The organism is Veillonellales bacterium, assembly GCA_039680175.1.
Classification (GTDB): domain Bacteria; phylum Bacillota; class Negativicutes; order JAAYSF01; family JAAYSF01; genus JBDKTO01.
Genome location: JBDKTO010000111.1, coordinates 1 through 15194, shown reverse-complemented (window position 1 = coordinate 15194; position 15194 = coordinate 1). Strand labels below are relative to the sequence as shown.

Sequence of the window (15194 nt, the reverse complement as noted above, 5' to 3'; positions counted from 1 at the left end):
GCATCAATGAAAGAGGTGAGAAGCGAATGGGGGAGGCACTGGTTGTATCCGACAGGGAAGAGTTTATTACGACAAAAGGCAGACAAAAGCAGCCGATCAAATGCGACGCCGACAGCATCGCCGGCTGCGTCAGCCAGCGGGCCTGCGTGTATTGCGGGGCCAGGGTGGTACTGAATCCGATTACGGATGCGGCCCATTTGGTCCACGGACCGATTGGCTGCGCCAGCTATACCTGGGATATCCGGGGCAGCCTGAGCAGCGGCTCGGAGCTTTACCGCAACGCTTTCTCCACCGATTTACAAGAGGAAGACGTAATTTTTGGCGGCGGTAAAAAGCTGACGGCGGCAATTGACGAACTGGTGGGTAAGTATCAGCCGAAACTGATTTTCGTCTATTCCACCTGTATTGTCGGCGTCATCGGTGATGATTTGAACGCCATTTGTAAAGCGGCAGCCTTAAAACACGAAATCGAGGTCATTCCGGTACAGTCCAGCGGTTTCATCGGCAACAAATCCGCCGGTTACCGGGCGGCCTGCGACGCGATCTTGCAGCTGCTTCAGCCGACTGGAATCAAAAAAGCCAACAGTATTAATTATTTAGGCGATTATAATCTGGCAGGGGAAGCGTGGATCATTGAAAGCTATCTACGGGAAATGGGCATTGAACTGAATGTTGTCTTTACCGGCGACTCTTCCAGTGAAAAGCTGAAAACAGCCACCCAGGCATCGCTCAACATCATGCAGTGTGCCGGCTCGACGAATTATCTGGCCGGTAAAATGGAAGAATTGTATCACATTCCTTACATCCGCGTTTCCTTTTTGGGACTTCAGGATACGGCGGATTCCCTGCGGCAGATTGCCGCAGCCCTTGGCAACGAGGAAGCCGCCCGCAAGGCGGAGATTCTTATCGCCAGAGAAAGCGCCCGGATTCAACCGGTCATTGACAAATACCGGCGGAAGTTCGCCGGGAAGAAAGCGGCTGTCTATGTGGGCGGCGGATTTAAAGCCATATCGTTGATTAAACAGTTCCGCGAGCTGGGAATGGAAGTCGTCATGATCGGCACGCAGACCGGACGGAAGGAAGAATATGAGACCATCAACAGTCTGGTCGCCGACGGCACGGTCATCTTGGATGACGCCAACCCGGCGGAACTGGAACGGTTTATGACGAAGCAGGGGGCCAATCTGCTGGTAGGCGGAGTCAAAGAACGGCCGCTGGCTTACAAGCTGGGAATTGCCTTTATTGATCACAATCACGACCGCAAGCATCCATTAAGCGGTTACGTGGGAGCCGTTAATTTTGCCAGGGAAGTTTATTCCACGTTATGCTCGCCGGTATGGAATTACCTGCCGGATCATGACAGGGGGGATGTTGTATGAAAGAGAAGAAGGCGGCCTGCCGGAATGTGAATGAGAACCCCTGCAACATGTGTATGCCCATGGGAGGAATCCTGGCATTAAAAGGAATTGAAAATACCATGGTGGTTTTGCACGGCTCTCAGGGGTGCAGTACCTATATGCGCCGTCATATTTCCGAACATTTTAATGAACCGGTGGATGTGGGCTCTTCTTCATTAAATGAAAAAGGGACCATTTACGGCGGTGAAAAAAACTTAAAACAAGCGCTGGATAATGTACGGAAAGTTTACAATCCGGGAGTGATCGGCATTTTGACGACTTGTCTGGCCGAAACCATCGGGGAAGATATTGGCCGCTTTGCGGAAGAATATCTGCAGGAAAAAAACGGGGAAGAAATTTTCTTGGTCACGGCGCCTACTCCCGGTTACGGGGGGACTCAGGCTGAAGGCTACTTTTTTACCGCCAGGCGGATTCTGACCTGCCTGACAAAAAAAAGTGAAAAACACAATAAAATCAATTTGATTGTTTCGAATATCAGCCCGGCTGATATTCGGGAGATCAAACGGATTTTAAACCTGATGGAGATAAAATATACCTTGTTCCCCGATTTTTCCGATACCATGGACCGTCCTTTTCAGCGGCCTTATCGGAAAATGACGCCGGAAGGGACAAAAATCGAGGATATCCGGAAAATGTCGGGAGCACCGGCCACTTTGCAGCTGGGAATGACGGTGGAGGATGCTTTGTCGCCGGGTAAATATTTGGCAGAGACCTTCGGTGTTCCGCTTTACAATCTGCCGTTGCCGATTGGTTTGGAAAATACTGACCGGTTTATGGAAGTACTGCAGGAAGTCACCGGTAAGGGTTTGCCGGACAGTCTGCAGCAGGAACGGGGGCGGCTGCTGGACGGAATGATCGATTCCCATAAATATAACTTTCTGGGGAGGGCCGTCTTGTTTGGCGAACCGGAACTGGTGTATGCGTTAACCAGGACTTGTCTGGAAAATGGCATTCATCCGGTGGTGGTGGCGACAGGCAGCCGGACGGCAAAACTGGCGGAGCTGCTGCAGCCTTATATTGAGGCTGCACCGGAACCGGTACAGATTTTGTCGGGAACAGATTTTGCAGTAATCCGTAAATACGGAGAAGCGGCAGAAGCCAATGTGGCCATCGGGGACTCCACCGGGCGTTATTTGGAAGAAAAGGCCGGAATTCCTTTGATCCGTATCGGTTTTCCCATCCTTGACCGTATGGGAGGGCACCGGCTGCTGTCGGTAGGCTATACGGGGACCATGGCTTTTTTGGATCGGGTGACCAATACGCTGCTGGACAGTAAGCTGAAACCCTACCGCAGCCGGATGTACGATACTTTTTACCGGAAGGCAACGTAACAACAGAGAGAGGTGAGAATCATGGGGTGCACATCCTGCTCAAAACACGCGAATCGGCCAATGCCGGCTGATCTTTTGGAAAAAACGAAAAAACATCCGTGCTACTCTTTTGAAGCTCACCAGAAATATGCGCGGATGCATTTGCCGGTTGCTCCCGGCTGTAACATTAGCTGCAATTATTGTAATCGCAAGTTTGATTGTGTCAACGAAAGCCGTCCCGGAGTAACCAGCGAAGTGCTAACTCCGGCGCTGGCAAAAGAAAAATTTGACTGGGTGAAAAGTCAGCTGGATTATCTCAGCGTGGTGGGGATTGCCGGACCGGGCGATGCCCTGGCCAACTGGGAACAGACGAAACGGTCCATTGCATTGATCAAAGCCGATAATCCGGACATCGTGTTCTGCCTGTCCACCAATGGGCTGATGCTGCCGGACTATGCGGCGGAGATCATCCGATTGGGGGTACAGCATGTAACGGTAACCATGAACTGCATTGATCCGGGAATCGGTGCCAAAATTTATAAATTTGTCCGATATAAGGGACATAAATATCAGGGTGTTGAAGGAGCAAAGCTGCTTTTAGGCAGGCAGCTGGAAGGCATCGTCAAATTAACTTCCGGCGGTGTTTTAGTCAAAGTGAATATTGTCATGGTCAGCGGCATCAATGACCATCATATTCCTCAGGTAGTGAAAAAGGCAAAAGAGTTAGGCGCTTTTATGACCAATATTATGCCGCTGATTCCAGCCCAGGGCAGTACTTTCGAACATTTTCCCCAGACCAGTATGAAAGATATTGAACAAATGCGGCGATCCTGCGAACTGGATCTGACTCAGATGCATCATTGCAAGCAGTGCCGGGCGGATGCCATTGGCCTGCTGGAATATGACCGATCCCAGGAATTCCGGATGTCCCTGCAGCCATCGGCCGACAGGAAGGTGGAACCCGGTGCTGCTGGCAGACGGTATGTGATCGCAGTGACTTCCCAATACGGCAAGCTGGTGGATCAGCATTTCGGTCATGCCGAACAGTTTGCCATTTATCAGGGTAAAGGCGAAGATTTTGTTTTTTTGGAGTACCGGAGAGTAAAAAAATACTGCATGGGGATGCCTGACTGCGATGACGAGGAAGTCCGCCGGGAAGGAACGATCAAAGCACTGAAGAATTGTGATGCCGTCCTGACCATGCGCATCGGCCTGAATGCAAAAAAACAGCTGACCGATCGGGGTATCGACAGCATTGAATATTGTGATACGGTAGAAACAGGACTCATCTATGCGGCGCAGCAATTGGCGCAGAAGAAAGGTGAAGAAAGAAGGGTAAGAACAGGATGAATAAACCGCAGCATCATATTTTTGTCTGTACCAGTTCACGGGTGAACGGACAACAAAAAGGCTTCTGCCATTCGAAACAGGGAGTCGACGTTGTTACGTCCTTTATGGAAGAAATCCAGGAGCGGGAACTGGAAGGAGAAGTCTTTATCAACAATACGGGCTGTTTTGGCCTTTGTGATCAGGGTCCGATTGTGGTGATTTATCCGGACAATGTCTGGTATGGTCATGTGACACCGGATGATGTGGCCGAAATTATGGATGAGCACATTGAAGGCGGCAAGGTTGTAGCCCGCCTGGAAATCTAAACACTGAAAGGGGGAGTCAGTATGGGACGGGAAGCAGCAGCCGTTCTGGATAAAAACAGCGAAACGACTTCGCTGCAGGAAAATTGCCAATTGGTGGTTTATCAGCGGCAGCAGGGACGCTGGCGGGAATCCCGCCGGATGGAGTGCCGCTTCGACAAGTCCCAGGGCCTGAAAGGACTTCGCCGCTGCATGACCGAAATCATCGGATTTCTGGCGGACTGCAAGATTGTCGCCGGTCGGGAGATTACCGGCTTACCCTATTATGAACTGGAAAAAGCCCAGTGCAGTATTTGGGAAATTTCGGGGAACCCGGTTGATTTCTTGGATTATATCTTGGCAAAAGAAGAAAAGGAGCGGCAGAAAAGGGCCGAGGCCAGCCCAATCAAACTCCCTTCGCCGGTCCGTCTAGGTGAGGGAAAATACTCCATCTCATTGAAGGATATTCAGGAAAGCAGCAGCGGTGTTACATCAAAGCAGGTATTAGTGCCGTTTTTGCGGCAAGGCGACTTTTCCACCTTAACTGTCACTTGTGCCCATGTTCCTCCCTGGATCGACTGTGAATTGAGGAGCGGTCGTTTTGCCGGAGATATTGTCAAGCTGGGGATCAACCATTATGAAATTACGCTTCACAATAAAAATAGTGCCGCAAAAACGGTCTAGCGGCTGGGAGGTGCAAGCGGATGAATCGGTCGATTGTTTGTCTGGATCAGACCTTATCGGAAGCAATGCGGTTAAAGATTTCCCCGTCTGGGTTACTGCGACTGGTACGCATATTGCGCCAACTGCCTTTGGATCTGTACGATGTCTGGGTACAGGACTGGGTTCCTTACAGCTGGATCGGGGTCATCAATAATCTGTACCCTTATTTGCGGGGGCGTATTGCTCCTTCTCTTTCTCAACTGCACATAGCGGCAGAAAAGGGATTCAAGAAGATTATCGTCGTGTACCGTCATTCTCCCGGGTCCCGGGTGGATCAGCAGGTTATCCATGTTTTGCAGGCTGCCGCAGATATGGACTTAACTGTTTCTCTGGAAATCAACAATGCATCGGAGCTGTCGCTGACGGAGGTGGATCATATGGCCGCATCCCTGCAGGGCGGTGTTGTGGAATCATTGATTTACAGTGACGCTGCCGGTATTATGGATTCTTTTGCCGCCTATGAAGCAATGAATACCCTGGGGCGGCAGGAGGAAAGGCCGATACTGGAATACCATGGTCATAATCATTATGGAATGGCTACCGCCAATTGTCTCGGCGCTCTTCAGGGAGGGGCGGAGCGGGTTGCCGTCTCTGTTGCCGGGGTCGGCAGCAAAGGTCATCCGGCCTGCGAGGAAGTTCTTTTGGCCGCCGGACAACTGCTGGAAATGTCTGGCGGCGGCACGAACCATTTGGCGGCGTATTGCAGCCAGGCTTTGGAATGTATGGGGCTGCAAGTACCGTCAACCAAGGCGGTTATCGGTCCGGACATTTTTGCTCACGAATCGGGGATTCACGCCGATGGGGTGCTGAAACAGCCGGAACTGTACGAAGCATTTTCACCGGCAACCGTAGGGCTGTCCCGCCGGCTGGTGGTGGGAAAGCATTCCGGTACGGCTCTGATCAAAGCGAAATTTGCTCAATGGGATATCGGCTTATCTCAGTTACAAGCCGAATGGATCGTAAAAAAAGTACGGGAACTGGCTGTCACCGAAAAAAGACCTGTCAGCGACAAACAATTAAAGCAGCTGTATGGCAGCATTTCTTCTGCCGATATGCCGGCCAAAGCAAAGGAGGCAGGCGAATGTTTATGCAAAATCAGCTAGAGATCATCGATACCACATTGCGAGACGGCGAGCAGGCTGCCGGAGTCGCCTTTTCACCGGAGGAAAAGCTGAGGATTGCCCGGGCTTTGGATGAAGCGGGAGTTCCCTGGATTGAGGCCGGTGTACCGGCTATGGGAGGCAATGAATTCGAAGCCCTTAATCATATATTGAAGGGAAAATTCAACGCTGTCGTATTTTCCTGGAACCGCGCTGTACGCAAGGATATTTTATCATCTATTCGCTGCGGCTTTTCTTATCTTCATATTTCGGTGCCGGTTTCCGAGCTTCATATTCAGCGTAAATTACAAAAGACCCGGCAGTGGGTCCTGGATAATCTGGTGGATTGTATTGAGCTGGCAACCGGATTTGGCTGTACCGTATCGGTAGGAGCCGAAGATGCATCCCGGGCCGACCCGGATTTCTTTCTTCGCGTAGCCGATACGGCGGCGGAGCTGGGGGCGGTGCGGATACGGTATGCCGATACGGTTGGCTGCCTAACGCCGCTGCAAACCTATTCTGCCATGCGTTTTTTAAAGGAACGGTGTTCGCTGCCCATTGAAATTCATACCCACAATGATTTTGGCTTGGCAGCGGCCAATGCCCTGGCGGCTGTTCGCGCCGGTGTTACCTTGGTCAGCACTACGGTGACCGGTATGGGAGAACGGGCGGGAAATGCGGCGCTGGAGGAGTTGGTGCTGGCAGCCGAACAGCTTTACGGCAAAGCGACCGGCATTCGGCCGGACGCTTTGCCGTCGCTGATCGCCGAAGTCAATCGGGCGGCGAACCGGCAGCCGTTTCCTTATAAACCGATTACCGGCAGCCGAATGGGATTACCGTCCGGGCTGCAGCAATAACGGTGGCAGACAGTTCGATAAATTTGAATGTCTGCTGTATTTATTATTTTTTTGATTGGGTTCAGTTAACTTAAGTTACTTATTTTGCTAGTATACAATTTATGGAAAGTTAAAAACAAATTGGCACAAACAAAAGCAAATAAAAATAGAAGAAAATCGAAGATAAACAGCGCTGATTATAGATAAGCAAGAGTAACTCATTATTGAAGGGGATATGTTGATTTTAAACAGAATTTATGCTATTTTATCAGTAACGACATAATTCTGATGAAATGGAGTGATGAATGTGAAAATCAGCGGCAGAAATAAGCTGGAAGCTACGGTGAAAGAAGTTGTGAAAGGCGCAGTGATGGCTAAGGTTGTTATGGATTTTAAAGGAACTGAACTGGTAGCTGCTATTACCGTGGATTCCGTTGATGATTTGAATTTGAAAGCCGGGGACAAGGTTACGGCTCTTGTAAAAGCTACGGAAATGATGGTCCTCAAGGCGTAAATTCCAACTACGTAAGAAAACAAAAGGTTATTTCAGCCATAATGAGTTGAAATAACCTTATTTTCTGCTTAGGCAGTTCGATAAGGGAGCTGCCGGCCTTTTTCCAGGAACAGGATCTGGTTTCCCAGGGTGGTTGCCTCTTCCATATCGTGGGTTACCAAAATAAAGGGAATGCTCCAGGCCTGCTGCAGCTGCTTCAGCTCCGTCTGGAGCTCCAGACGGGTTTTCTTATCCAGGGAACAAAGGGGTTCGTCCAGTAGTAATAGCTGGGGCTGTGCCATCAGCGCCCTGGCAAGGGCTACCCGCTGCTTCTCACCGCCGGACAACTGCTGAACCTGCCGTTGTTTCAGATGATCGATTTTCAGCACAGGCATGATTTTTTCATACAATTGAGTCGTTGCGATGTTACGTTTTTTTACGCCGTAATACACATTTTTTTCTACGTTCATATGAGGGAATAAGGCGAATTCCTGAAAAACATAGCCGATTTTGCGGCAGCGGGGAGGAATAAAGACATTTTCCCGGGAGGAATAAAATGTCTTTTCGTTTAAGACGATAGAGCCTGCGTCCGGCTGAGCCAGTCCGGCAATGCAGCGCAGGGTGGTAGTTTTGCCGCAGCCGGAGGGACCGAATAATACCAGGATGTCATTTTCAATTTTGAAAGCAATAGCCAGCGTGAAATCAGCCAGTTGCTTTTTGATATCAATTGCCAGCATCAAAATCCCCCTCAGCTGTTTTTTCTGTTGTTCCAGGAATTTACCAAGAAAAGCAGAATAAATGTCAGCACACTGATAATCAGAACATAAATCCCGGCAGCAGTCAGGTCATTGGCTTCCGAGGCGAAATAAATAGCCAGAGGAATGGTTTGGGTTTTCCCGGGTATGTTGCCGGCGACCATCATGGTGGCGCCGAATTCTCCCAGGGCCCGGGCATAAGATAATACAACCCCTGACATCAGACCGGAGCGGGATAACGGCAGAGTAACCGTCAGAAATACCCGCCATTCACTGGAGCCCAGTGTCCGGGCTGCATCTTCCAAGGTGGCGTCTACGTTTTGGAAGGCTGCTTTTGCATTTTGATACATCAGCGGGAAGGCCACGACAGCGGCGGCCAGAACAGCGGCGTAAGGCGTAAATACCAGTTGAACGTCTAATGTTGTTCGCAGCAGCTGTCCTACCGGACCGTTCTTACCGATGAGCACTAACAGAAGAAACCCGGTAACTACCGGCGGCAGTACCAGCGGCAGGGTAAAAAACGCTTCCAGAGCCGTTTTTCCGGGAAAGCTCCGGTTATGCAGCAGATGAGCAAAAGACACGCCAAACAGAAAGACGAAGATCAGCGAGACGCCTGCTACTTTTAATGAAAGAAAAATTGGCTGCCATTCGATCATGGTTCGTTCCTCTTATTTGCTCATAGTAAAACCGTTTTTTTCAAAGACAGCCCGGCTTTCCGGCGTTGTCAAGAAGGACAGAAACTCCTGGGCCGCCTGCTCCTGCTTGCTGCCGGCCAGCAAGGCCGCGGGATATACGATGGGCTGATGAGAGCCTTCCGGTGCAGTGGCGGCAATCTTTACTTTTGTGCTGGATACTGCATCGGTTTTATAGACAACACCGGCATCCACATTGCCGGTTTCCACATAGGCCAGCACCGTACGAACGTCTTTTGCCAAAACAAGCCGATCCTTCAGACTATCCCAGATGCCTAATTTCTGAAACACTTCCTGGGCATATTGGCCGGCCGGTACCACGGCCGGTTCGCCGATGCTGATTTTCTGCACGTTGCCGTTGGCCAGATCCTCGTATTGCGTAATGTTTAAAGGAGAGTCGGGAGGTACGACGACTACCAGCTTGTTTTCCACCAGATTCCTCCGGGTCGCTTTATTGAGGAGATTTTTGGCCTCCAATTCATTCATCTGCTTGGGAGCGGCTGAAATGAAGATATCGGCCGGCGCTCCCTGTTCGATCTGCTTTTGCAGGGAACCCGACGCACCGAGATTGAAGACCAATTTAACATTCGGATGGCCCTTTTGATAATTGGTTTGGATTTCGGCCAGCGCGTCTTTTAAGCTTACGGCAGCCGATACGTTGAGTTCGACAGTCTGAGGGGCGGGAGCCGGAGATGCCTGTTTGTTTCCGCCGCAGGCTGTGACGAGTAAGGCTGCTGTTATCAGCAGGCTGATCCACAACAATACCATATGTTTTTTCATTCTTAGTCCTCCCTGCCATAGCAAGTTAAAGTTATATATAAAAAAGGCCAGTCTTCGCAGGTAATTCGTGCATTGACTGACACAACTTTGTATCGGTAGAATAATACTTTTGACAATAAATTACTCACTATTCCTTTATATCTTAAACTAAACCAAACATAACCAAACGTAACCAAACGTAACCAAACGTAACTACTATGGTGTTATTATACAGTTTGTTGTAATATAAATGCAAGAGTATTTATATAAAATTCTCCGAGAGGAACGGGAAGCAGGCGGGATGATGGCGGAAACAGTATCCTATACACCGGAAGAAGTGGCTCGTATCCTTAAAATTACGCGGTATACCGTGTATGAAATGATTAAGCGGGGTGACCTGGCCGCCTATCGTGTTGGCCGCAAGATGCGGATCGAAGCTTTCGATTTGGAAAACTATATTCATAAATCCAAGGGTAATTCCCCGGCGGCTGAAAATCAGCCTGCCAAATCGCTTGAACCTTATACTTTACCGCGGGATCAATTGATTCTTTGCGGTCAGGACATCATTTTGGACATTCTTACCCGCCATCTGGAAAGGGCGCTGCCAGCAGTGCCCTGCTTGCGTAATTATATCGGCAGTATTGACGGATTGCTGGCGTTATATCATGGCACTGCCAATGCGGTTACCACTCATCTTTGGGACAGCGATACCGATAGCTATAACCTTCCCTACGTTCGGCGGCTGCTGCCCGGCCAGCATACGTTGGTCATCAATCTAGCGTATCGCATGGAGGGCTTTTATGTGGCAAAGGGCAATCCCAAACGGATTCTTACATGGCAAGATTTAATCTCTCCCTCGGTTCGGTTTGTAAACCGAGAGCCAGGTTCCGGTGCCCGGGTTTTGCTGGACGAGCAGCTGCGGCTGCTTGGAATACAGCACGCCGAAATTTATGGCTATACCCACGAAGAAATGAGTCATTTGGCGGTTGCCAGCTGTGTCAGTCGCAATGAGGCCGATGTAGGATTGGGAATTGAAAAAGCCGCTCTTCAGGTTAAAAAAATTGATTTTATTCCTCTGCAGCGGGAGCGATATGACCTGGTGATCCGGAAAGAAAATATGGATACTGCGCTGATGAAAAATCTTCTGGCGATTTTGCGTTCCGATTCATTCCGCAATGAAGTCTCCGGGATCGGCGGCTATGACCTGACTCGTACCGGCGAAATTATAGCCGAAATTTGAGAAAAAGAAACATCGGCTGTTTTTCTTTTTTATCTCATACTTGAAATAAGACTAGGATCAGATGTATAATACAAATGATAACATAATTTATTGATTACACAATGATGTGCCAGCAGGAATACTTTTATTTCCGGCTGGCTTTTTTTGTCATTCAGGAAGTATAAGAAGTATAAATGGACGGATACTTGCTGATGACATAAGAACGACGAAGGTTTCTGCCGTCATCCCAACGGGCGTGGTGCAAGCCAAGTCTTTTCTTAATTTTTGAAAGGGGGGACCAAACTAGCGGGCATCTTTATGGCAATTTTTTGGCATGATTCTTGCAAAACTAAAAAAGGAACTTATATAATTCACAGAATATTCAATCAAATTTTTAATAAGGTTTACTTGAATAGGGGGAGCAGAATGATGACATCACTGCTAGATCAATTGTATAAAGCGCTGCCGGTTATTGCGCAAACCACCGGCGGATTTGCAACTGTTACCGATTCCGGGGGTCGCCGGCTGAGAACCGTCGACTCTTCCGGCCGGGAAGAAAGCCAGTATGACGGTCAAGTCTATCGGTTGGCACTGGATGCCATGGAGAAGCAGATGCCCGTTTTCGGGTCATCACAGCTAATTGGTGAGGCGTACGCATGGGCTTTACCAATTGGTGAATATGTACTTTCTTGCAGCAATGTGGAACGGGTGGAACGGGATAAAAATTTGTTGGATGCCTTAGCCAAAGCGTTGCCGCTGGTTGCCCGAGTGGCCGGGGGAGAAGCCGTTTTGTTTGATGAAATGGGAAGAAGAATAAAAAGCGTAGATTATATGGGGAACGATAAAGAAACTTTTATTGGGAAGGTCAGCAGGGCGGCTCAGGTGGCGATGGAAAAGCAAACGCCGGTTATCGGTGAGTCCATATCGGTTCCCGGTGCGATGGCAGTGCGAATCCCTATTGCGAAGAATTATGGGTTCGGGTTTAACAATGAAGTGGTTGTTTCCCAAAAACATAAACTGGTAGAGGAAATGAAAAAATCCCAATACGCACGCTATGATTTTAACGATATTATTGAGCGCAGCGAAAATATGCAGCAGTGTAAAAATATGGCACAATATGTAGCCAAAAGCATCTCCTCCGTATTGATATACGGAGAAACGGGAACCGGTAAGGAAATGTTTGCCCAGGCGATCCACAACGCCAGTGACCGGCGGGCAAAACCCTTTATTGCAATTAATTGCAGCGCCTTGCCGAAGTCATTAATCGAGAGTAACTTATTCGGTTATTCAGACGGTGCCTTTACCGGAGCAAAAAAGGGCGGCAAGCCGGGAATCTTTGAAAGTGCGGATCATGGGACAGTCTTTTTGGATGAAATCAGCGAAATGGACATGGATCTGCAGGTAAAATTGCTGCGGGTTATTCAAGAGCGGGAAGTGACCCGGATCGGCAACACGAAGCCGGTGCCGATAGATGTGCGGATTATTTGCGCCACCAATAAGAATCTGCGGAAAATGGTCGAGGAAAATACGTTCCGGGAAGACTTATTCTACCGTATCAATGTGGTGGAATTAAAAGTGCCGCCGCTGAGGAACCGGCTGGACGATATTCCTGTATTAACTAATTATTTTATAAAAAAATATAGCATGGTTTTGGGGAAATACATTGTGGATGTTTCTTCCCAGGTTTTAGAACTTTTTCAGTCTTATTCGTGGCCCGGAAATGTCCGGGAATTGCAGAACTGCATCGAAAGTGCTTTAAATATGGCCAGTGTGGATGACAGTGTGCTGCTGGTAACCCATCTTCCCTCCCAGTTCCATTCCCGGGATGCCGCACCCCCGATAAATGGCCGGATGATCGGGTTAAATCTACGCGACGCGCTGAAGGAAGCAGAAAAACATATTATTGCGACTGTCCTGGAAACAGAAAAAAATAACCGCAACCGGGCAGCTCGACGACTGGGGATCAGCACGACTACCTTATGGCGCAGGATGCGCGAACTCGATATGTTTCAAGATTGAAAGTATCAGAACGCGATAAGAAAAGAAATAACCATATAATAAGGGATTATCAAGAGTTTATTTCAAAAATGAAAGCTTGATTGCAGCTTTGCACTTCAAAGGAAAGGCCATGGTTCCAAAACTCTGTTTTTTGGGCAATAAACGGGTTGACTTAAAAATTTTTACTGGTATTCGGTAATATTTTGCGGCTTTTCGCCGGAATTACTATGAATTAATTTTTTGGGAGGTGCTGTTGGCATGAATATTGCATAATAAAAAAGCGAAAGAAAAAAGGCGTACGATATTTTGGCGTTAAGGGCAGCTGGTTGGAAAAGATGTTTTGAATGGGAAAGAGGTCAGGGAAATGGCAGAAGCTTATATGAAGATGGATAACCAGGAAATTAAATCAATTATCGCCAGAATGGACCGATTGCCGCTATCGCCGTTTCATTACAGAATGCTGACGGTAAATGGGTTTGCCTGGGCTTTTGATGCGTTTGATGTTGGTCTGGTGACATTCGTTGTTACCGCACTGGTAAAAGCCTGGCAGTTAACGCCGGGCCAGGTGGGCGTGATTTTAAGCGCCGGTATGGCGGGAATGCTGGTCGGGGCTTTTTTCTCCGGGCCGATTGCCGACCGGTGGGGTCGTAAGGCTGTATTTCAGTGGACTATGCTGATTTTTTCCGTATTTTCCTTATTGTGTGCTGTAGCCTGGGATTTCTGGTCCTTAGTCATTTTCCGCTTTTTTGTTGGAGTGGGGCTGGGGGGAGAGACACCGGTTGTAACGGCTTTGTTGGGTGAATTTGTTCCGTCCCGCGACCGGGGCAAGGTTCAGGGCCTGCTGAACTGCTTCTGGGCTGTCGGCTGGCTGGCGGCCGCGGCTATCGCCTTTTTTATTATCCCGGCTGCCGGCTGGCGCTGGGCGTTTGTAGCCGGTGCGATCCCTGCTTTATATATTTGGGTAGTCCGGCTTCATATTCCGGAGTCTCCCAGATGGCTGGCCTTAAAGGGGAAAGTGGAAGAGGCAAATGCCGTGGTGAGCCAGATTGAAACTATTGTGTCCCGTACCCATACGGTACCGCCTGTAGACGCTGCCTCGGTTAATGCCGTGCCGGATATGGGAAAGACTTCAGTGGGTACGCTGTTCTCATCGGACTATGTGAAGCGGACTATAATGCTGTGGGTGCTGTGGTTTCTGGGGATGTTCGGGTATTACGGCTTGTTTGCCTGGATGCCGACTCTCCTGGTCAAGGCCGGTCACAGCATGGTGAAGTCCTTTCAATATGTGTTTTTTATGCAGTTGGCGTATCTTCCCAATCAAATTTTATCGGCCTATTTGATGGATAAATGGGGGAGAAAGCGGTTGTTGATCGGTAACCTGTTGTTATCCGGTGTTGCCGCTGTTATCTTTGGGATAGCCCTTGGTCAAAATTTGAATACGGGTGAAGTTCTTTTACTGGGAGTTATTACTTCGTTTTTTGTTTCTGGAGTCTGGGGAATTACATACACCTATACGCCGGAGCTGTATCCGACAGGTGTGAGAGTTACCGGAACCAGCTGGGCGGCTACTTGTTCCCGGTTCGGTTCCATGCTGGCACCGCTCATTGTCGGATCCTTTCTGAATGTGATGGGAGTTGCCGGTGTCTACGGAGTGATTGCCGGGGCCTTTATTCTCGCCGGATTTTTTGTTATGGCCTTTGGCGTTGAAACGAGGGGCAAGCAGTTGTAGGGACGCGCTATTATTGGGAAAGAGAATTTTATTTCCCTATTATAAAAGGAGTGAAAGGTATGGCAGCAACAGTAGTAACCAATATTGGTATCCTGGTTTCCGGGGATATTGATCATCCTGTTTTACAAGGTGACACGCTTGTCATTCAGGAGGGAAAAATTACGGCCATTGGGGACAAAAGATTAGCGGATACCATGCAGGGAAAAAAGGATGTCAGGACCATTGATGTCGGCGGCATGGCGGTTATGCCGGGATTTATCGATTCCCATGTGCATCCGGTGATTGGCGATTTTACGCCCCGGCAGAGAATGCTTGATTTTATCAGCAGTTCTTTGCACGGCGGTGTGACGACGATGATTTCCGCCGGTGAGTGTCATACTCCCGGCAGGCCGAAGGATCCTACAGGGGTAAAGGCTTTGGCGATTTTGGCCCACAAGTCTTTCGAGAATGCCAAACCGGGCGGAGTTAAGTTTCACGGCGGCGGATTGATTTTGGAAAAAGGGTTGACGGAAGCCGATTTTGCCGAAGTGG

15 protein-coding genes are annotated in these 15194 nt (G+C 49.1%); 12 read left to right on the top strand and 3 right to left on the bottom strand.

Features of this window, described 5'->3' with window-relative positions:
• Window positions 1-26 precede the first annotated feature (26 nt).
• The 8 genes from nifE to ABFC84_17485 all read left to right on the top strand — a co-directional run bounded on the left by nifE (window position 27) and on the right by ABFC84_17485 (window position 7532).
• Window positions 27-1379, top strand: a complete 1353-nt coding sequence (gene nifE / locus ABFC84_17520) for a nitrogenase iron-molybdenum cofactor biosynthesis protein NifE (GenBank protein ID MEN6414540.1) — start codon at window positions 27-29, stop codon at window positions 1377-1379.
• Complete coding sequence (locus tag ABFC84_17515) at window positions 1376-2749, top strand: nitrogenase component 1 (protein ID MEN6414539.1); 1374 nt, start codon at window positions 1376-1378, stop codon at window positions 2747-2749. Before nifE ends, ABFC84_17515 begins: the two co-directional genes overlap by 4 nt.
• 75 nt (window positions 2750-2824) lie before the next feature.
• The gene (nifB, locus tag ABFC84_17510) at window positions 2825-4078 is read left to right on the top strand and encodes a nitrogenase cofactor biosynthesis protein NifB (GenBank protein MEN6414538.1); all 1254 of its coding nucleotides are present in this window, start codon (window positions 2825-2827) and stop codon (window positions 4076-4078) included.
• Window positions 4075-4383, top strand: a complete 309-nt coding sequence (locus ABFC84_17505; protein ID MEN6414537.1) for a 2Fe-2S ferredoxin — start codon at window positions 4075-4077, stop codon at window positions 4381-4383. Before nifB ends, ABFC84_17505 begins: the two co-directional genes overlap by 4 nt.
• Before the next feature lie 21 nt (window positions 4384-4404).
• On the top strand, window positions 4405-5043 hold the full coding sequence (locus tag ABFC84_17500) for a Fe-only nitrogenase accessory AnfO family protein (protein MEN6414536.1): 639 nt from the start codon (window positions 4405-4407) through the stop codon (window positions 5041-5043).
• A 20-nt stretch (window positions 5044-5063) separates the two neighbouring features.
• Window positions 5064-6185 (top strand): hypothetical protein, encoded by a 1122-nt coding sequence (locus ABFC84_17495; GenBank protein ID MEN6414535.1) that lies wholly within the window; start codon window positions 5064-5066, stop codon window positions 6183-6185.
• Window positions 6164-7039: a hypothetical protein gene (locus tag ABFC84_17490; GenBank protein ID MEN6414534.1), complete on the top strand. Its 876-nt coding sequence runs from the start codon at window positions 6164-6166 to the stop codon at window positions 7037-7039. Before ABFC84_17495 ends, ABFC84_17490 begins: the two co-directional genes overlap by 22 nt.
• Before the next feature lie 286 nt (window positions 7040-7325).
• A complete protein-coding gene (locus tag ABFC84_17485; GenBank protein ID MEN6414533.1) occupies window positions 7326-7532 on the top strand; it encodes a TOBE domain-containing protein in 207 nt (68 codons plus the stop codon).
• A gap of 68 nt (window positions 7533-7600) precedes the next feature.
• Here ABFC84_17485 and ABFC84_17480 read toward each other — a convergent pair whose 3' ends face one another.
• Genes ABFC84_17480 through modA form a run of 3 tightly spaced genes read right to left on the bottom strand, consistent with a single transcriptional unit; the run spans window position 7601 to window position 9738 of the window.
• Window positions 7601-8248: an ATP-binding cassette domain-containing protein gene (locus ABFC84_17480; protein ID MEN6414532.1), complete on the bottom strand. Its 648-nt coding sequence runs from the start codon at window positions 8246-8248 to the stop codon at window positions 7601-7603.
• Between the two features lie 11 nt (window positions 8249-8259).
• A complete protein-coding gene (modB, locus tag ABFC84_17475) occupies window positions 8260-8922 on the bottom strand; it encodes a molybdate ABC transporter permease subunit (GenBank protein MEN6414531.1) in 663 nt (220 codons plus the stop codon).
• A gap of 12 nt (window positions 8923-8934) precedes the next feature.
• Window positions 8935-9738 (bottom strand): molybdate ABC transporter substrate-binding protein, encoded by an 804-nt coding sequence (gene modA, locus ABFC84_17470; protein ID MEN6414530.1) that lies wholly within the window; start codon window positions 9736-9738, stop codon window positions 8935-8937.
• Window positions 9739-9967: 229 nt separating this feature from the next.
• On the opposite strand from modA, the gene ABFC84_17465 reads away from it, so the two are divergent.
• The 4 genes from ABFC84_17465 to ABFC84_17450 form a co-directional block, all read left to right on the top strand.
• The gene (locus ABFC84_17465; GenBank protein MEN6414529.1) at window positions 9968-10957 is read left to right on the top strand and encodes a helix-turn-helix transcriptional regulator; all 990 of its coding nucleotides are present in this window, start codon (window positions 9968-9970) and stop codon (window positions 10955-10957) included.
• Between the two features lie 408 nt (window positions 10958-11365).
• Window positions 11366-12955: a sigma 54-interacting transcriptional regulator gene (locus tag ABFC84_17460; protein ID MEN6414528.1), complete on the top strand. Its 1590-nt coding sequence runs from the start codon at window positions 11366-11368 to the stop codon at window positions 12953-12955.
• A gap of 343 nt (window positions 12956-13298) precedes the next feature.
• A complete protein-coding gene (locus ABFC84_17455; GenBank protein MEN6414527.1) occupies window positions 13299-14663 on the top strand; it encodes an MFS transporter in 1365 nt (454 codons plus the stop codon).
• Window positions 14664-14722: 59 nt separating this feature from the next.
• Window positions 14723-15194, top strand: a 472-nt coding sequence (locus ABFC84_17450; GenBank protein MEN6414526.1) for a hypothetical protein, incomplete at its 3' end; no start/stop codon positions are given.